The 16,209-nt window shown below is 60.3% G+C and carries 18 protein-coding genes; 10 read left to right on the forward strand and 8 right to left on the reverse strand.

The window, feature by feature from the left end; all coding sequences use genetic code 11:
- Positions 1-17: 17 nt before the first annotated feature.
- Positions 18-965 (reverse strand): DnaJ C-terminal domain-containing protein, encoded by a 948-nt coding sequence (locus HKK53_RS17365; RefSeq protein WP_169371841.1) that lies wholly within the window; start codon positions 963-965, stop codon positions 18-20.
- Positions 966-1,262: 297 nt separating this feature from the next.
- Here HKK53_RS17365 and HKK53_RS17370 point away from each other — a divergent pair, with 297 nt between their 5' ends.
- Positions 1,263-2,537, forward strand: coding sequence for an Hsp70 family protein (locus tag HKK53_RS17370; RefSeq protein ID WP_169371842.1), 1,275 nt, complete (start codon positions 1,263-1,265; stop codon positions 2,535-2,537).
- 178 nt (positions 2,538-2,715) lie between these two features.
- Here HKK53_RS17370 and HKK53_RS17375 read toward each other — a convergent pair whose 3' ends face one another.
- The 3 genes from HKK53_RS17375 to HKK53_RS17385 form a co-directional block, all read right to left on the reverse strand.
- The gene (locus HKK53_RS17375) at positions 2,716-3,729 is read right to left on the reverse strand and encodes an AI-2E family transporter (RefSeq protein WP_169371843.1); all 1,014 of its coding nucleotides are present in this window, start codon (positions 3,727-3,729) and stop codon (positions 2,716-2,718) included.
- 178 nt (positions 3,730-3,907) lie between these two features.
- The gene (locus HKK53_RS17380) at positions 3,908-4,213 is read right to left on the reverse strand and encodes a PsiF family protein (protein WP_003221193.1); all 306 of its coding nucleotides are present in this window, start codon (positions 4,211-4,213) and stop codon (positions 3,908-3,910) included.
- 71 nt (positions 4,214-4,284) lie between these two features.
- A complete protein-coding gene (locus HKK53_RS17385) occupies positions 4,285-5,073 on the reverse strand; it encodes an AraC family transcriptional regulator (protein ID WP_178117457.1) in 789 nt (262 codons plus the stop codon).
- 98 nt (positions 5,074-5,171) lie between these two features.
- Here HKK53_RS17385 and HKK53_RS17390 point away from each other — a divergent pair, with 98 nt between their 5' ends.
- A complete protein-coding gene (locus HKK53_RS17390) occupies positions 5,172-6,059 on the forward strand; it encodes a DMT family transporter (protein WP_169371845.1) in 888 nt (295 codons plus the stop codon).
- A 108-nt stretch (positions 6,060-6,167) separates the two neighbouring features.
- Here the strand turns inward: HKK53_RS17390 and HKK53_RS17395 are convergent, their stop codons facing one another.
- The 3 genes from HKK53_RS17395 to HKK53_RS17405 form a co-directional block, all read right to left on the reverse strand.
- On the reverse strand, positions 6,168-7,058 hold the full coding sequence (locus HKK53_RS17395) for an esterase/lipase family protein (RefSeq protein ID WP_169371846.1): 891 nt from the start codon (positions 7,056-7,058) through the stop codon (positions 6,168-6,170).
- Positions 7,059-7,155: 97 nt separating this feature from the next.
- Positions 7,156-7,461: a DMT family transporter gene (locus tag HKK53_RS17400; RefSeq protein ID WP_169371847.1), complete on the reverse strand. Its 306-nt coding sequence runs from the start codon at positions 7,459-7,461 to the stop codon at positions 7,156-7,158.
- Positions 7,462-8,100 (reverse strand): FMN-dependent NADH-azoreductase, encoded by a 639-nt coding sequence (locus HKK53_RS17405; RefSeq protein WP_169371848.1) that lies wholly within the window; start codon positions 8,098-8,100, stop codon positions 7,462-7,464.
- Between the two features lie 120 nt (positions 8,101-8,220).
- On the opposite strand from HKK53_RS17405, the gene HKK53_RS17410 reads away from it, so the two are divergent.
- Positions 8,221-9,162, forward strand: coding sequence for a LysR substrate-binding domain-containing protein (locus HKK53_RS17410; protein ID WP_169371849.1), 942 nt, complete (start codon positions 8,221-8,223; stop codon positions 9,160-9,162).
- A gap of 91 nt (positions 9,163-9,253) precedes the next feature.
- Entirely contained in the window at positions 9,254-9,784 is a 531-nt protein-coding gene (locus HKK53_RS17415; protein ID WP_169371850.1) for a ferritin-like domain-containing protein, read from the forward strand.
- Positions 9,785-9,927: 143 nt separating this feature from the next.
- Here HKK53_RS17415 and HKK53_RS17420 read toward each other — a convergent pair whose 3' ends face one another.
- Positions 9,928-12,003 carry an AsmA family protein gene (locus HKK53_RS17420; RefSeq protein WP_169371851.1) on the reverse strand — a complete coding sequence of 692 codons (2,076 nt, stop codon included), beginning with the start codon at positions 12,001-12,003 and terminating at the stop codon, positions 9,928-9,930.
- A 387-nt stretch (positions 12,004-12,390) separates the two neighbouring features.
- Between HKK53_RS17420 and HKK53_RS17425 the strand changes: the two genes are divergently transcribed.
- From HKK53_RS17425 to HKK53_RS17450, 6 genes are all read left to right on the forward strand, one after another.
- The gene (locus HKK53_RS17425; RefSeq protein ID WP_169371852.1) at positions 12,391-12,813 is read left to right on the forward strand and encodes a hypothetical protein; all 423 of its coding nucleotides are present in this window, start codon (positions 12,391-12,393) and stop codon (positions 12,811-12,813) included.
- Between the two features lie 159 nt (positions 12,814-12,972).
- Positions 12,973-13,605: a TetR family transcriptional regulator gene (locus tag HKK53_RS17430; RefSeq protein ID WP_169371853.1), complete on the forward strand. Its 633-nt coding sequence runs from the start codon at positions 12,973-12,975 to the stop codon at positions 13,603-13,605.
- Positions 13,606-13,781: 176 nt separating this feature from the next.
- Positions 13,782-14,282, forward strand: coding sequence for an urease accessory protein UreE (gene ureE, locus HKK53_RS17435; RefSeq protein ID WP_054044075.1), 501 nt, complete (start codon positions 13,782-13,784; stop codon positions 14,280-14,282).
- Entirely contained in the window at positions 14,279-14,953 is a 675-nt protein-coding gene (locus tag HKK53_RS17440; protein ID WP_169371854.1) for an urease accessory protein UreF, read from the forward strand. The genes ureE and HKK53_RS17440 overlap by 4 nt, the downstream gene beginning before the upstream one ends.
- 22 nt (positions 14,954-14,975) lie before the next feature.
- A complete protein-coding gene (gene ureG, locus HKK53_RS17445) occupies positions 14,976-15,590 on the forward strand; it encodes an urease accessory protein UreG (RefSeq protein WP_169371855.1) in 615 nt (204 codons plus the stop codon).
- Between the two features lie 29 nt (positions 15,591-15,619).
- Entirely contained in the window at positions 15,620-16,192 is a 573-nt protein-coding gene (locus HKK53_RS17450) for a HupE/UreJ family protein (RefSeq protein WP_169371856.1), read from the forward strand.
- Positions 16,193-16,209: the final 17 nt, after the last annotated feature.

Here is a 16,209-nt window from a genome sequence, read left to right on the forward strand (position 1 = left end):
TCCAGGGTTCTAGCGGATCAGAAGTTTTCCCGTGGGTCGAACGCGGCTTTCTTCGCCAGCTCTTGCCACAACGCCTTGACCTCATCGTCCGAGCCTTTCGGCATCACAGCCTTGAGTTGCACGAACAGGAAGCCGCGTTCGCCCTTCTTGTTCAGCAAGCCGTGGCCCTTGGCGCGCATGCGCTGGCCATTCTGGCTGCCGGCCGGGACCTTGAGATTGATCTTGCCGGTGAGGGTCGGCACCGCCACTTCAGTGCCCAACGCCAATTCCCACGGCGCCAGCGGCAAGGTGATGATCAGGTTCTCGCCTTCCACATCGAATTTCGGATGCGGGGCAAAACGGATGATCAGGAACAGGTCGCCATTGGCGCCGCCCCCGGTACCCGGAGCGCCCTGGCCCTTGAGGCGAATACGCTCGCCGTCGGCCACACCGGCAGGGATCTTCACGTTCAGGCTTTTCGGGGTGTTGCTGACATGCTGGCCGGCCGCGTTGTACTGCGGCACCTGGAAGGTGACCTTCTTCGATTCGTTCGAGAGGGTTTCTTCCAGAAAAATTCCGAGTTCCATTTCCACGTCTTGCCCTCGACGTCCGGCACTGCGACGCGACTCACCACCACCAAAACCAGGGCCACGGCTGCCGAAGATCGAACTGAAGAAGTCCGAAAAATCGCCCGTATCCTGACCACCACCGAAACCGCCGCCACCACGACCCTGCCAGCCTGGCGGGCCCTGGAACGGTTGGCCGTGTTGGCCGTATTTGCGCAAGTCGTCGTATTCGGCGCGCTTGTCGGCACTTTTCAGCGCTTCATAGGCTTCCGAGGCGTCCTTGAACTTGGCCTCGGCGTCCTTTTCCTTGCTGACGTCGGGGTGGTACTTGCGGGCCAGCTTGCGATAGGCGGCTTTAATCGTCTTATCGTCCGCGGTCGGCTCCACACCGAGAATCTTGTAATAGTCTTTGAAGTCCATCTAAGGATCACCATCCGTTATCAAAATCGCGCCGCGTGCCCCAGCATGCACGTATTACGCGCCGCTGGGTTGACCGATCTCAAGGTTGTGACCGGGCAGCGCATCAGAAGTTTATCGGCAGCGGCGGGCGGTTCTTGCGACCGCCAAATGGCTGCCAGGGTCGATGCAGACAAGTTTGGGGCATCGGTCCCGCTTATCAAGGCGCTATTGACGGTGATTTAGCGGATAGTCGGCCTTCGAATCTTCGCCGCACTGACATACACTGCGCGGCCGTTTTTTAACCGGAACTCGAAAGACATGAAAAACGCATCCCCAGCCCGTGCCTGTGGTATCGACTTCGGCACGTCCAACTCCACCGTCGGCTGGCTACGCCCCGGCATGGAAACGCTGATCGCGCTGGAGGACGACAAGATCACCCTGCCCTCGGTGGTCTTCTTCAACATCGAAGAACGCCGCCCGGTGTACGGCCGGCTGGCGCTGCACGAGTACCTGGAAGGCTACGAAGGCCGGCTGATGCGCTCGCTCAAGAGCCTGCTCGGTTCCAAGCTGATCAAGCACGACACCAGCGTCCTCGGCACGGCGATGCCGTTCAAGGACCTGCTTGGGCTGTTTATCGGCCAGTTGAAGAAGCGCGCCGAAGCCGCCGCTGGTCGCGAATTCGAAGAAGTGGTGCTGGGCCGTCCGGTGTTCTTCGTCGATGATGATGAACTGGCCGACCAGGAAGCGGAAAACACCTTGGTGGATGTGGCCCGCGCCATCGGCTTCAAGGACGTGTCCTTCCAGTACGAGCCGATTGCCGCGGCGTTCGACTACGAGTCGACCATCGAAAAAGAAGAGCTGGTACTGATCGTCGACATCGGCGGTGGTACCTCCGACTTCTCGCTGGTGCGTCTGTCCCCTGAGCGCCGGATGCATGACAACCGTCACGATGACATCCTCGCCACCGGCGGCGTGCACATCGGCGGGACCGATTTCGACAAGCAGTTGAGCCTGCAAGGCCTGATGCCGCTGTTCGGCTACGGCAGCCGGATGAAGAGCGGCGCCTACATGCCCACCAGCCACCACATGAACCTGGCGACCTGGCACACCATCAACTCGGTGTACTCGCAGAAGTCGACCCTGGCCCTGGGCAGCATGCGCTACGACATCGAGGACACCGGCGGCATCGATCGCCTGTTCAAGCTGATCGACCAACGTGCCGGCCACTGGTTGGCCATGGAAGTGGAAGAAACCAAGATCCAGCTGACCCACGCCGACACCCGTCACGTGCCGCTGGACCGCATCGAACCGGGCCTGAGCGTGGAACTGACCCGGGCGCTGTTCGAATCGGCCATCGACAACCTGCTGGAGCGCGTGCGCAACAGCGTCACGCAACTGCTCAACGATGCCAACGTGCGGGTGGATCAAGTGGATACGGTGTTCTTCACCGGCGGTTCGAGCGGGATCCCGGCACTGCGCAACAGCGTCTCGGCGATGCTGCCGAACGCGCGGCATGTGGAAGGGAATATTTTTGGCAGTATCGGCAGTGGTTTGGCGATCGAGGCGATGAAGCGTTACGGCTCGATGGACTGATCCGAAACCGAGTCGCGCCCTTCGCGGGCAAGCCTCGCTCCTACAGGACCACTGATCGTTCCCACGCTCCGCGTGGGAATGCAGCCCGGGACGCTCCGCGTCCCATTCAAGAGCTGAAATGCAGAGCGTCCCTTGAGGCATTTCCACGCGGAGCGTGGGAACGATCATCAACAACGAATCAAACCATCCCCACCAACTTCAACTCACTCTTCAGATACGCGTAATAAATCGGCCCCGCCACCACCCCCGGCAGGCCGAACGCGGCCTCGAACACCAGCATTGCCAGCAGCAACTCCCACGACTTGGCACTGATCTGCCCGCCAACGATGCGCGCGTTGAGGAAGTATTCGAGCTTGTGGATAAAAATCAGGTAACCCAGCGCCGCCACGGCGACCCAGATCGACAGCGACAAACCGACGATGGTGATCAGGGTGTTCGACATCAAGTTGCCGATCACCGGCAGCAGGCCGAGCAGGAAAGTCAGGACGATCAGGGTTTTGGTCAGCGGCAGCTTGATGCCGAACATCGGCAGGATCACCGCCAGGAAAATCCCGGTGAAGAAGGTGTTGAGCAGGGAAATCTTGATCTGAGCGAACACGATGTTGCGGAACGCCTGGACCAGCAGGTGCAAGCGGTCGAACAGCGCGGCGGCCAGCGGCTTGCGCTTGGTCACGTCCGGCACCCGCTGCAACGCGATGATCGCGCCCAGCACCATGCCGATCAGCAACGTCACGAACATGTGCGCCGCGTCCTTGCCCACCAGTTGCAAGTCGCTGAGGTGCTTGCTCATCCATTCGCCGATGGCCACGCGGAATTCGGCGGCGCTGGCCGGCAGGTAAACATCGATGAACGGCGGCAGTTGCCCGCGGGCGCGGTCAACTACGTGCATGAATTTGTCGAGGGAAGCCCCGGGGTTTTCCGCTTCGTGCAATAGGAAACTGATGGCACCGGCAAAGATCAACGCCAGCACACTGACCACCAAAGTGCCCAGCAACGCGACCGCCAGCCAACGGGCGCGGCGACCTTCGATCAGCCGCTGCAATTGCGGCGTGAGCATGTTGACCAGTTCGAACACCAACAACCCGGCCAGCAGGCTGGGCAGCAGGCGCAGCGGGATCACCAGCAGCAGCCCGCCGAAGATGATGAACCAACTGATATACAGTAAGACGTGACGTTGAGAAAACGTTGGCATACAGCCTCAAAACGAACGGCGTAAAAGGATGGGCAGTCTGCCAGCGATCCGAGGTCAGCACTAGAGATTGTGCATAACCCGTAGGGGCAAGGCTTGCCCGCGATGGGTGCGCCGCCAATACCAATGACGGACCGCGTAATCGTTCATCGCGGGCGAGCCATGCGCCTACAGGGCCGGATTATTTTTTCTTCAGGCAATCGCTCATGAAGGTTTTGCGTGCATCGCCCGTGAGAGCTTTGGTCTTGGCGTCAGCGTTGCAGGTTTTCATTTTTTCCTGTTGCGGGGTCAGGACTTTCGCGTCATTGGCGGCCGGCGCGGCTTTGAGGCATGTGCTCATGAAGGTCTTGCGCTCATCGCCCTTGAGGCTTTTCGCCGTAGCGTCAGCATTGCAGGTGGTCATTTTGTTCTGTTGGGCCGTGGCGGCGAAGCCTTGGGAGCAGAGCAGCAAACCGATCATCAACAACGGGACACGCAACATCTTCATGGAGTTTTCTCCTTGTTACCGCACCGATGGATGCGGCCTCGCCTCAAGTGTAGACAAACCCTGTAACACCTTCACCTGGTCTCGAGGTGGCTGCGGCGATATTGCTCCGGCGTGCACCCGGCCTGACGCTGAAACATGGCGATAAATGCCGAACCGGTGCTGTAGCCCATGTCAAAGGCGATGTCCTGAATGCTGCGCTGACTGTCCAACGCTTCGATGGCCGCGAGAAACCGCAGGCGTAGCCGCCATTCGCCGAAACTCATCCCCAGTTCGCGCACGAATTGCCGGGCCAGGGTGCGCTCGCTGACGTGAATCTGCGCCGCCCAGTCAGCCAATGGCCGGTTGTCCCCCGGCTCGGCCTGTAAGGCTTCAAGTATTCCGAGCAGCCCCGGACTGCTGGCGTAGGGCAAATAACAGGCGTGTTCGGGGGCCTGCTGCAATTGATCCACCAGCACCTGCGCCAGACGGATGTCGGTTTCCTGTTCAGGAATCTTCACATCACGGGCGGCGAAGTCTTTGAGGATCGCTTTGAGAATGTCGCTGATGGCCAGGGTGCACGCCTGTTGCGGCAGATCGCGGCACAGCGACGGCGCCAGGCACACGGCGCGGTAGTTGATCGGTTGGTTGCTGTAGAAGCTGTGCTCGGTCTGCGGCGGCACCCACACGGCGTACTGCGGTGGCGACATGAAGCGGCTGCTGCCGATTTCCATGTGCAAAACGCCATTGGCCGAGTACTCCAGGGTGCCCCACGGGTGACGGTGCGCCGAGGCGTATTCGTGGGTGTCGAAGTCGGCGTAGCGGAAGTACACCGGGGCCGGCAATTCGCTGAAATCCAGCAGATCGATGTGTTTACTGCTCATGCTGTCCGTCATCAAGGGCCGATTGTCTGGATTGGAGTATAGGCTTGCATCCAGACAAGCGGATAATTGCCCCTCATCAACGTTCTGGTTTCTCTCCCATGCAATATGCGTTTCCCCTGCTGGCCATTTTCATCTGGGCCGGCAATACCGTGATCACCAAGATGTCGGCCGGTGCGATCTTCCCCGCCGAGATCGGTTTCTATCGCTGGCTGCTGGCCGGGATTCTGTTCACGCCATTCATGCTTAAACCGGTCATCGCCCACTGGCCGATGATCCGTCCGAACCTGTGGAAGATTTTCGTCCTCGGCGTGCTCGGCATGGCGGTTTATCAGAGCCTGGCGTACTTCGCGGCGAGCCTGACCACTGCCACCAATATGGGCATCATCCTGTCGTTGATGCCGCTGATGTCGCTGACGATGGCGATTATCAGCCTCGGCCAACGCCTGACCGCCGGTGCGCTGGCCGGTGCGGTGCTGTCCTTTGCCGGTGTTCTGGTGGTGGTGTCGTCCGGCAGCTTGAGCGCGTTGCTGGAGCACGGGGTGAACCTCGGCGACGCAATGATGCTGATCGCAACCCTGGCCTACGCGATCTACAGCACCTTGCTGAAAAAATGGCAGTTACGCCTGCCGCCGCTGGTGTTGCTGTATTTGCAGGTGCTGGTGGCGGTGGTGGTGCTGTTTCCGCTGTTCGTGGCCTCGCCGAAAATTGGCCCGACCTGGCAGAACATCCCGCTGGTGCTCTACGCCTGCCTGCTGGCCTCAATGATCGCGCCCTTGGCGTGGATGCAAGCGGTGGTGCGCCTGGGGCCGAGCCGGACCACGCAGTTTTTCAATCTGCTGCCGTTGATTACAGCGCTGATTGCGGCGGTGGTGTTGCATGAGCAGTTGGCGATGTATCACTTGGTCGGCGGGATGTTGACGTTGGGTGGGGTGATTTTATCGGAGCGTTGGACCACCGTTTTGGGCCGCAAGATTAGCGTTGCCTGAGCTGACGCCTTCGCGGGCAAGCCTCGCTCCTACAGGTTCGGTGATCTGTAGGAGCGAGCGGTGCGACGATTCGACTTGCCCGCGAAGAACGATGACGCGGTCTACCGGCTAAACCCCGGCGGCTTTCAACCGCGCCGCATGCTCGACAAACAACCGCAACGGCTCCGCGCCTTTCCCCACCAGCCCCAACGACTGGTTGACGATGTCGAAGTGATCCATCGGATATTCATCGCCAATCACCGTCCCCAGGTGCGAGCTGTAGCGCCCGACCATCCCGTCGCAATGCCCGGTTTCTCGCACGAAGGTGCCGGCGAATAACCGGCAAAAACGGTTGGTTCCGTCAAACAGATTCCCTCCGCGATCAGTCTTGCCCGGCTGCAAGGTCCCGGACCAGGAGTAATAACGCACGCCGTTGACCTCTTCCGGCCCGTGCCCGCCCCAGGTTTCAGGCAAGCCCTGTGGATAACGCTGATTGAACAGCGCCACGCCTGCAGTGGTCAGGGATTGGTGGGAGGCGGGAATGTCCACCGGCAGTTTCGGCCCGCGATAACCGGTTTCCAACAGGCTCATCAACCCGCTGATCAGGCGCAGTAAAACCGCCAGTATCCGTCCTTTGGCGCTGTCCGACGGGTAGTGTTTGTGCAGGTAATCCGCCAATTCCGAACCGTGATTCGGCCCGGCCACCGACGTGACCGACGCCACCCGGTCCGGGCGTTTGGCGGCGGCATACCGCGCAGTCAGGGAGCCCTGGCTGTGGCCGATCAGGTTGACTTTCTCGGCCCCGGTTTCGCGCAGGATCTCGTCGATCCGCGCCAGCAACTGCTCGCCGCGCACTTCGCTGGAATTGAGCGGCGACACCTGCACCGCAAACACCACCGCACCACCACGGCGCAACGCCGAGACGATCCCGTACCAGTACGGATAGAGCAGCAAACGGATAAACCCGAGCATTCCGGGAACCAGCACCAACGGGTAACGCGTGGCGGAACCTTGCGACATGGGCGGACATCCTTGTGATCGGTGAGATGACGCAAGGCGGGATGCAAGACATCAGCCAAGCATCGCCAGCGAACATGACCAGTCTATGACATCCGCATTACTTCAACCCTATGACCCCCGCGACGATCAACCCGACCGAGACCAATTTGAGCGCGGTCAAGCTCTCGCCCAGCAGCGCGAACCCGAGAAACACCGTGCCCAGTGAACCGATGGCGGTCCAGATCGGGTAAGCGATGCTCACCGGCAATTCCCGCATGGACAGGGTCAGGAAGTAGATCCCGGCGATGGCCGCTACGACGGTGATCAACGATGGCCAGAGTCGGGTGAAACCTTCGGAGTACTTCATGCTCATGGCGAAAGTGACTTCGAAGGCCGCGGCGATCAATAAAAACAACCAGGACATTTAAAACTCCCCAGCCAATGCCAACAGACGCTGTTCCGCCTCGGCGGCGGAGATCTGGAACGTCCGCTCGGCGGACTCTTCGCCTTCGGCGGCAACCACCGTGATATCGGTGATGCCAATGAAGCCAAGCGCCGTGCGCAACAAGGTATCGGCATGGTTCAGCGCTTCCAGCTCACCACCCGGCCCAAAACCGAAGCCGCCGCGACTGGTGACGATCAGGGCTTTTTTGCCCTGCACCAAGGGTTCGTACTGCGCGACGCCATTATCCAGGGTGTGATTGAACGTCAACCCGAGACGCACAATCTGGTCGATCCAGGCCTTGAGGCCACTGGGCACGCTAAAGTTGTGCATGGGTGTGGAAATGACCAGCAAATCATGGCCGAGCAATTCGCCCACCAGCTCGTCACTGAACGCCAGATCAGCCTGCATCGACAGTGGCCGAGCCTCGGGCTCGGGATAAAACGCTGCCGCCACAAACGCCTCGTTGACCGGCGGAATCAATGCCCGGCCGACTTCACGACGGGTCAGCTGCGACTGTGGATGACGCGCCTGCCACGCCGACAAAAACACCTCGGCCAGGCGCCGTGAATGGGAACGCTCACCACGGGGGCTGCCGTGAATCGCAAGAACTCTGTTCATCTGAATCTCCTGAGGACTAAACTCAAACCGCTTGTGGCTTGCAGCTTGAAGCTCACAGCTGTTCCTCTTCAAATGAGCAAAAGTCATTCAGGATGAATTCATTTCATCCATGGAGTTCCCATGTTTGCCTCACTGCCGCTGACCGCCCTGCGCGCCTTCGAATCCGCCTCACGCCTGTTGAGCTTCAAGGCTGCCGCCGAAGAACTCTCGGTAACGCCCACGGCGATTTCCCATCAGATTCGCTCGCTGGAGAGTTGGCTTGGCATTGCGCTGTTCGAACGATTGCCGCGCCAGGTGCGCCTCACCGACGGCGGTGAACGTTTGTTCCAAAGCCTGCACGGCGCCTTGCTGGAAGTGGCGCAAAGCGTCGACACCCTGCGCCCGCAACGCAGTGGCACGAGCCTGACGATCTCGACTATCGCCGCCTTCGCCGCGCTGTGGCTGGTGCCGCGACTGGGGCGTTTTTACGCTCGGCATCCGACTATCAGCCTGCGGCTCGACACCCACTGCGAAGTGATCGATTTGCATCAGGACGCCAGTGTCGATCTTGTGGTGCGCTACACCCTCGACGACTACCCGAACCTTTACGGGTTGTGCCTGTTCGACGAATCTTTTGGCGTCTACGGCTCTCCCGAACAGGTGGCCCTGGCGACCAGGCAAGTGCCGACGCTGATCAGCGTACGCTGGTGTAATTCGAAATTTTACGCGTACGGTTGGGAGAACTGGTGCGCGCAGTCCGGCGAGCGCTGGCTCAGTGGACAACCGACCGTGCGTGAATACGACGAAGAGCATTACGCCCTGCAAGCGGCGATTGCCGGGCAAGGGTTGGTGCTGGCGAGCAATATCCTGGTGTCCGAAAGCGTAGCCAATGGCTTGCTGGTGCCTTACAAGGGCGAGGTTCAGGTCGATGGCGCCGGCTACAGCGCGCTATGCGTGCCGGGGCGCGAGCGGCATCCGCCGGTGCGGGCGTTTTTCGAATGGTTGCGCGAAGAGGCGCGGCTGTCGGGCCACACCTTGCGTGATCCAGATCAACAAAGGCTGACCGTTGGCTCAATTACATAAAACTTTCTGCATCGCTCATCACTCACACCTTAAGTAGCGATCACGTCCCTAGAGGCGTGACGTCAACCGGATTAGCCTCCAGGAGATTGAGATGAGCGACATGCATTTGTCTGATGTAACCACCCTTCGCGAACGGGCCCGCCAGAACGTCGAGAACGGCGCCGTGACCGAAAGCTACAGCGCCGACCGCGAAGAAGTGCTGCGCCTGCTCAACGAATCGCTGGCCACTGAATTGGTCTGCGTGTTGCGCTACAAGCGCCACTATTTCATGGCCAACGGCCTCAAGGCCCAGGTCGCCGCCGACGAGTTCCTCGAACACGCGACCCAGGAAGCCGAACACGCCGACCGCCTGGCCGAGCGCATCGTGCAACTGGGCGGTGAACCGGAATTCAACCCCGACCTGCTGTCGAAAAACTCCCACGCGCAATACGTGGCCGGTAAAGACCTGAAAGAGATGGTCTATGAAGACCTGGTCGCCGAGCGGATTGCCATCGACAGCTACCGCGAGATCATCCAGTACATCGGCGAAAAAGACCCGACCACCCGCCGCATCTTCGAAGACATCCTGGCCCAGGAAGAAGAGCATGCGGATGATATGGCGGACATTCTGAAAGACCTCTAACCCCTCCTCCGACTGATCGTTCCCACGCTCTGCGTGGGAATGCAGCCCGGGACGCTCCGCGTCCCATCAAGAGCCGAACGCGAAGCGTCCGTTGAGGCATTCCCACGCAGAGCGTGGGAACGATCTTGATAGACGCCACACATTTATTTGGTTGGCTTGACGGTCACCGGCGCCTTGCCCGCCTTCATCTGTTCCAGCAATGGCGCACACTGGTTCGGCTCACCGCCACTTGGCGCCACCAACGCCAGCAACCCCGCCGCCGGCGCAGCAATCACGCCCAATGCGACCATCCCCGCCCCACGCAATAACAGCGGCACGGCTTTCACCCCAGCGCTCGGCTTGATGAACTTGCCCTGCACATACAGCGGCGAACGCAGGGAAATCAAACGCCAGCCCTTGGATTCCGGGGTGATGGTCAAGTCCAGTAGCTCCGTCGCCATGTTCGCCGTGCCATCGATATAGATAATCGCGTTCTCGGTGTCGAAGACGAACAACTGCGTGGTCGCCAGGCCGGTCTTGATGTCGAAATCCGCCGCCGCGCAGTTGATCTTCACTTCCTTGTCGCCAAAGATCTTGCCGACCACGTAGTTGCCGACGTTAAGCCCCGCCAACTCCATCAACTCGCGGCTGATGGCGCCGTCATTGATCAGCATTTTCAGTTTGCCGTTGGCCGTGCCGAGCAACTTGGCCACCGAGTTGCCGCGACCGGCGATATCGGCATCGCCGTTCAGTTCGCCGAAGCTGGTTTTCATCGGTTCAAAGGTCGGGAACAACTGCTTGAGTTTGAAACCGCGCGCGGTCAGTTTCGCCTGGCCTTCCAGCGGTTCCGTGCGGCCATTGAGGCGAATCTGTGCGTCGAGCTTGCCGCCGGCGACGCCGAAACGCAGGGGCTCGAGGCTGAGCACGCCGTCCGTCAGCACCAGATGCGTATAGAGGTCGGTGAACGGCAGCTTCTCGCTATGGACGATGCGCTTGCCGGTGAACTCGACATCAGCGTCCATATCGCGCCAGCGCTCGGTCTTGAATTCCTCGACCGGCAACACCTTGTCCGTCGGCTGCTTGCTTTCACCACCGCGAGCCTTTTGCTTGGCGTTGGAGTCGGCGCCGATCAACGGCGCGAGGTCGGCAAACAGCAATTGATTAGAGACCAGCGCACCGCTGAGTTTCGGCCGTGGCTGGCTGGCGACGTAGGCCAGATCGCCGTGAATATCACTGGCGCCGATCTTGCCGTTGAAGCCTTCATAGCGGAACTGTGCACCGGCGGCGTCATGCAGCTTGGCGATCAAGTGACCGTCGGTGGCGTAGGGCGGCGAGTCCGGCAGGGTGACGCCGGTCAACGGGTAAAGATTGGCCAGACTGGAGCCGGCCAGTTTCAGGCGCAAGTCCAACGCCCCGAGGTTCAGCGGGTCGGTCAGGGTGCCAGCGAGTTCAACGCTGGTGTCGGCGATTTTGACCTGGACTTGCAGCGGGAACGGCTTGGCCGCGTCCTGCAGGGCCAGCAGGCCGCCAATCTTGCCTTCGCCGGCGAGTTTCTGATCGTGGTATTGGCCTTTCACTTTAATCGCGAAGGCATAGTCCTGGGGTGCGCCGCCCTTCTCGACCGCGGTTTTCGCCGCTTTGGCGCCGACGATGTCGCTGAACGGAATCGGTTTGCCCAGCGGGTCGATCAACAGGTCGAGCTGAGTTTTCAGGTTCTGGTCGTCGAGGGTCACGTGGCCCTTGTCGAAGCCGATGGCACCAATGTCCACCACCCAGCTCGACGGTTCGGCGTTCGGGTCTTTAGGGTCGAACTTGAAGGTCCAGTTGGCGCGGCCGTCGGCCAGGCGCTGGAGATCGGCATTGGGTTCGGTGAGGTCGATGCGCGGGATGACCACGCGCTGCGCCAGCAAGGCCAGCGGCGAAATCCGCAGCTCGACGCGCTTGAGCGTGACCATCTGCGGCTTCTTCGACCAGTCCGGGTTGCCCAGGCTCAAGTCCTCGGCCACCACATGCGGCCACGGCACCCAGGCTCGCCAGCCACCCTCATCGGGTTCGCGCTGCCAGACCACCGCGAGGTTGCCATTAATGGCAAACGGACGGTGCAGCTCTTCGGAGACTTTGGCATTAAGGGGTGGTTTGATCCGGTTCCAATCGAAGAACACGATGACCAGAACCAGTACCGCCAGCAGGACAACAAGGGTGGCGAGGGTCCAGCTGATTATTTTTGCAGTGCGCGTCATTGCACAGGGCTCCTGAATACGACTGAGCGCCCTGACTGCGACGCACGTTTGAAACGGTAAGCCATAAGCGGCCTGCCATGGAATCTACGACTGGAAAACGGCTCGCAGGTTTAACCGAAAGTGTCCTTAACACTCAAATAATCGGCCGGCGACACAGTGCGCCCGCTACTGACGTTACCGGCCCCGCACTTTTGTGCGGCACGAGTGGGTCGAAAATACCCACCTCGGTGCAAAACCACCGGCCGGAAACGCCCGATCTAGAGCCTCTGCGCAGAACAATCAATTCTGTTGATTATTACCATTGCGTTTATGAACTTTTATATCGACTTATCGAGAGTAGCATTGCCCTCGTACCCACTTTATCGCCCTCCCAAGGAGCAACCCATCATGAAACGCCAATTATTGCTTAGCCTGACCCTCTCGATGTTAGCCAGCACCGCTTTTGCTCTGCCAGCTGCTGATCAAGCCACTCCACAAGTCAAAGACAGCCATTCGGTATTCAGCCAAACCGTTGCCGCCGATGGTTCGGACCGCACGCCACAAGGCCAGACCCTTGCTGAAGGTGGTAATGATCGCCTGAAAGAGAAAGGCCTGATCACTGAAGATGGCTACGACAAAACTCCACAAGGTCAGGCTGTAGCTGAAGACGGTTACGATAAAACTCCACAAGGCCAAGTCGCTGAAAACGGCCGCAACCGCCTCGAAGAAAAAGGCCTGGTTGAAGATGGCTACGACAAAACCCCACAAGGCCAAGCCGTTGCCGAAGGTGGTGGTGACCGTGTTATCGAACGCAACAGCGCTGTGAGCTGAGCCCATGGCGGCCCAGAAAAAAAGCCCAATCACCGGATTGGGCTTTTAACTTTTTATAGAAGCACGCTTGTTCCTCGCCTGAATCCCGATCCCCGTTCGACGCCGGCAAAGCCGATTTGCTAGAGTGCGCCGCTGTCCTGTCCAGAAAACACCCTTGCGATGCTGCCCCGCGCCGAACAGAAACAACAGACCCGCAACGCCCTGATGGACGCCGCCCGCCATTTGATGGAATGCGGCCGAGGATTCGGCAGCCTGAGCCTGCGCGAAGTGGCGAAAACCGCCGGGATCGTGCCCACCGGTTTCTACCGGCATTTTGCCGATATGGACGAATTGGGCCTGGTGCTGGTCAGCGAAGTCGGCCAGACCTTCCGCGAAACCATCCGCCTGGTACGCCACAACGAATTTGTCATGGGCGGCATCATTGATGCGTCGGTGCGGATCTTTCTCGACGTGGTCAGCGCCAATCGCTCGCAATTCCTGTTTCTGGCCCGCGAGCAGTACGGTGGTTCGCTGCCGGTACGCCAGGCCATTGGCCGTTTGCGTGAAGACATCAGCTCCGACCTGGCCTCCGATTTGTCGCTGATGCCGAAGCTCCAACATCTGGATATCGACGGGCTGAGCGTCATGGCAGACCTGATCGTTAAAAGCGTGTTTGCCACACTGCCAGACATCATCGATCCGCCGGTTGAAGCGTTGCCTGAGCATTTGACACCTCAGGCGAAAATCACCCAGCAACTGCGCTTTATTTTTATCGGTCTCAAGCATTGGCAAGGGCTCGGCAGTACCGAGTAATCTTTTTTATGCGCCGTAAATCGGTGCATGAAGAATCCTTCATGCACCAACATGATTCAAAACCCCGCAACATCCTGCAACAACTACTACGCTCCGACAGGGTTTTCCTACGCATCACCTCGATTGGCAAGCCCCTTGCTCTAGCCTGAGCATTGTCCTTTGCTGGAAGCTTTCCGATGCTGGTGATTCATCGCAGAATCGACCCTCAACCCGTCTGGGCCGCCGAGTTGCACCTGACCTTCGAAGCCCGGAGCAAAAGCCGTTTGCGCTGTTTCAGTGCCGAGCAGGAAGACGTCGGGTTGTTCCTGGAGCGCGGTCAGCCGCCGCTGTATGACGGCGAATGCCTGCAGGCCGAAGACGGGCGCATCGTCCGCGTCTGCGCCCGGCCGGAGCAATTGCTGCACGTCACCTGCGCCAACGCCTTTGAACTGACCCGCGCGGCCTATCACCTGGGCAATCGCCACGTCGCCCTGCAAGTCGGCGACGGCTGGCTGCGCCTGCTCGACGATTACGTGCTCAAGGCCATGCTCGAACAGCTGGATGCCAAGGTGGAAAATATCGAAGCACCGTTCCAGCCGGAACACGGCGCCTATGGCGGCGGCCATCACCACTCGCGGCACGGCGACGAAGACTTCAACTACCCGCCGAAACTGCACCAGTTTGGCGTCCGCTTATGAACCCAGCCTGGGCGCTGCTGCGCCTGGCCAGTCCGCAATTGCCGATTGGCGGCTACAGCTATTCCCAAGGTTTGGAAATGGCGGTGGATAACTTGCGGGTGACGGATGCCGACAGCGCTCGACGCTGGATCAGCGATCAGTTGTTGCTGAACCTCGCGCGCTTCGAAGCGCCGTTGCTGCTCGCCCATTGCGCGGCTGCCGCCGAAGAAAACTGGGCAGAACTGCTGCAACGTTGCGAAGAACATCGCGCCAGCCGGGAGACTCGCGAGTTGCATCAGGAAAGTCGGCAGATGGGTTATTCGTTACAGCAACTGCTCAACGGCTTGCCGGAACTGGATGCGCCGGCCCGGGCCTTTCTCGAACAACGTCTCGAACCACACCTGGCCCTCGGCTGGGCCCTGGCCGCTCGCGCCTGGGGAATCAGTCCGCAGGATGCCCTGGCCGCATGGCTCTGGAGCTGGCTGGAAAACCAATTGGCGGTGTTGATGAAAACCCTGCCCTTGGGCCAGCAAGCCGCCCAGCGCCTGACCAGCCAATTGCTGCCGTTGCTGCAAGAAGCCCAGCAGAACGCCAGCCGAATCAACCCCGAACACTATGGCAGCGCCGCTTTCGGCCTGTCCCTGGCGTGCATGGCCCATGAGCGCCAGTACAGCCGTCTGTTTCGCTCTTAGGGCCTTTTTTTTGGAGAACCATATGAACACACAACCTCTGCGCGTCGGCATCGGCGGCCCGGTCGGTTCCGGCAAAACTGCCCTGACCCTGGCCCTGTGCCTGGCGCTGCGCGACCGCTACAACCTGGCGGTGGTAACCAACGACATCTACACCCGCGAAGACGCCGACTTTCTGGTGCGCAACCAAGCCCTGGCGCCCGAGCGGATCATCGGCGTGGAAACCGGCGGCTGCCCGCACACGGCAATCCGCGAAGACGCCTCGATCAACCTCGAAGCCGTGGACCAGTTGAACCGGCGTTTTCCGGGGCTGGACCTGATCATTGTCGAGTCCGGTGGCGACAACCTCTCCGCGACTTTCAGCCCGGAATTGTCCGACCTGACGATCTATGTGATCGACGTCTCGGCCGGCGACAAGCTGCCGCGCAAGGGCGGGCCGGGGATCTGTAAATCCGATCTGCTGGTGATCAACAAGGTCGACCTCGCGCCGCTGGTGGGCGCCTCGCTGGAACTGATGGACAGCGACACCAAGCGCATGCGCAACGGCAAGCCATTCGTCTTCAGCAACCAGAAGACCGGCCTGGGCCTGGAAGAAATCATCGCCTTCATCGAACGCCAAGGCCTGCTGATCGCAGCCTGATCACGACTTATCAACAAGGAAGCTAATCCATGACACTCAAACGCATCCTCGGCGCCCTGGCCCTGCTGCTGACCCCGGCCATCGCCTTCGCCCACCCGGGCCATGGCGATAACGGTTTGATCGCCGGTATCAGCCACCCGATTGGCGGCATCGATCACTTGCTGGCGATGGTCGCTGTGGGTTTGTGGGCCGCGCAACAAAAAGGCGCGGCGCGTTGGGCGCTGCCGTGCACGTTTGTCGGCACCATGCTGATCGGCGGTTTGCTGGGGTTTGAAGGACTGAACCTGCCGGCGCTGGAAAGCGGGATTGCCGCCTCGGTGCTGGCGCTGGGCCTGGCCGTAGCCTTGGCGGTGCGTCCACCGTTGAGCGTGGCCGTTGCAGCGACTGCATTGTTTGCGCTGTTCCACGGCGTGGCCCATGGTCTGGAATTGCCGGATATGTCCAGCCCTTGGGCGTACGCCGCAGGTTTCGTCGCGGCGACGGCGGCATTGCATGCGGTCGGTTATGCGGTGGTGCGGGTGCTGCCTCAAGCGGCGGCGCCGTTGATTCGCGTCGCAGGTGCAGCTTCCGCGGCGACTGGGGTGTGGTTATTGGCGGGCTGATCTTCAACCGATGGTTC

The sequence above is a fragment of the Pseudomonas sp. ADAK7 genome, assembly GCF_012935675.1.
GTDB lineage: Bacteria > Pseudomonadota > Gammaproteobacteria > Pseudomonadales > Pseudomonadaceae > Aquipseudomonas.

What these genes read in the sequence shown, in the direction of transcription:
- HKK53_RS17365 (WP_169371841.1), bottom strand. Translation starts at nt 965, where the DNA reads ATGGACTTCAAAGACTATTACAAGATTCTCGGTGTGGAGCCGACCGCG.
- HKK53_RS17370 (WP_169371842.1), top strand. Translation starts at nt 1,263, where the DNA reads ATGAAAAACGCATCCCCAGCCCGTGCCTGTGGTATCGACTTCGGCACG.
- HKK53_RS17375 (WP_169371843.1), bottom strand. Translation starts at nt 3,729, where the DNA reads ATGCCAACGTTTTCTCAACGTCACGTCTTACTGTATATCAGTTGGTTC.
- HKK53_RS17380 (WP_003221193.1), bottom strand. Translation starts at nt 4,213, where the DNA reads ATGAAGATGTTGCGTGTCCCGTTGTTGATGATCGGTTTGCTGCTCTGC.
- HKK53_RS17385 (WP_178117457.1), bottom strand. Translation starts at nt 5,073, where the DNA reads ATGAGCAGTAAACACATCGATCTGCTGGATTTCAGCGAATTGCCGGCC.
- HKK53_RS17390 (WP_169371845.1), top strand. Translation starts at nt 5,172, where the DNA reads ATGCAATATGCGTTTCCCCTGCTGGCCATTTTCATCTGGGCCGGCAAT.
- HKK53_RS17395 (WP_169371846.1), bottom strand. Translation starts at nt 7,058, where the DNA reads ATGTCGCAAGGTTCCGCCACGCGTTACCCGTTGGTGCTGGTTCCCGGA.
- HKK53_RS17400 (WP_169371847.1), bottom strand. Translation starts at nt 7,461, where the DNA reads ATGTCCTGGTTGTTTTTATTGATCGCCGCGGCCTTCGAAGTCACTTTC.
- HKK53_RS17405 (WP_169371848.1), bottom strand. Translation starts at nt 8,100, where the DNA reads ATGAACAGAGTTCTTGCGATTCACGGCAGCCCCCGTGGTGAGCGTTCC.
- HKK53_RS17410 (WP_169371849.1), top strand. Translation starts at nt 8,221, where the DNA reads ATGTTTGCCTCACTGCCGCTGACCGCCCTGCGCGCCTTCGAATCCGCC.
- HKK53_RS17415 (WP_169371850.1), top strand. Translation starts at nt 9,254, where the DNA reads ATGAGCGACATGCATTTGTCTGATGTAACCACCCTTCGCGAACGGGCC.
- HKK53_RS17420 (WP_169371851.1), bottom strand. Translation starts at nt 12,003, where the DNA reads ATGACGCGCACTGCAAAAATAATCAGCTGGACCCTCGCCACCCTTGTT.
- HKK53_RS17425 (WP_169371852.1), top strand. Translation starts at nt 12,391, where the DNA reads ATGAAACGCCAATTATTGCTTAGCCTGACCCTCTCGATGTTAGCCAGC.
- HKK53_RS17430 (WP_169371853.1), top strand. Translation starts at nt 12,973, where the DNA reads ATGCTGCCCCGCGCCGAACAGAAACAACAGACCCGCAACGCCCTGATG.
- ureE (WP_054044075.1), top strand. Translation starts at nt 13,782, where the DNA reads ATGCTGGTGATTCATCGCAGAATCGACCCTCAACCCGTCTGGGCCGCC.
- HKK53_RS17440 (WP_169371854.1), top strand. Translation starts at nt 14,279, where the DNA reads ATGAACCCAGCCTGGGCGCTGCTGCGCCTGGCCAGTCCGCAATTGCCG.
- ureG (WP_169371855.1), top strand. Translation starts at nt 14,976, where the DNA reads ATGAACACACAACCTCTGCGCGTCGGCATCGGCGGCCCGGTCGGTTCC.
- HKK53_RS17450 (WP_169371856.1), top strand. Translation starts at nt 15,620, where the DNA reads ATGACACTCAAACGCATCCTCGGCGCCCTGGCCCTGCTGCTGACCCCG.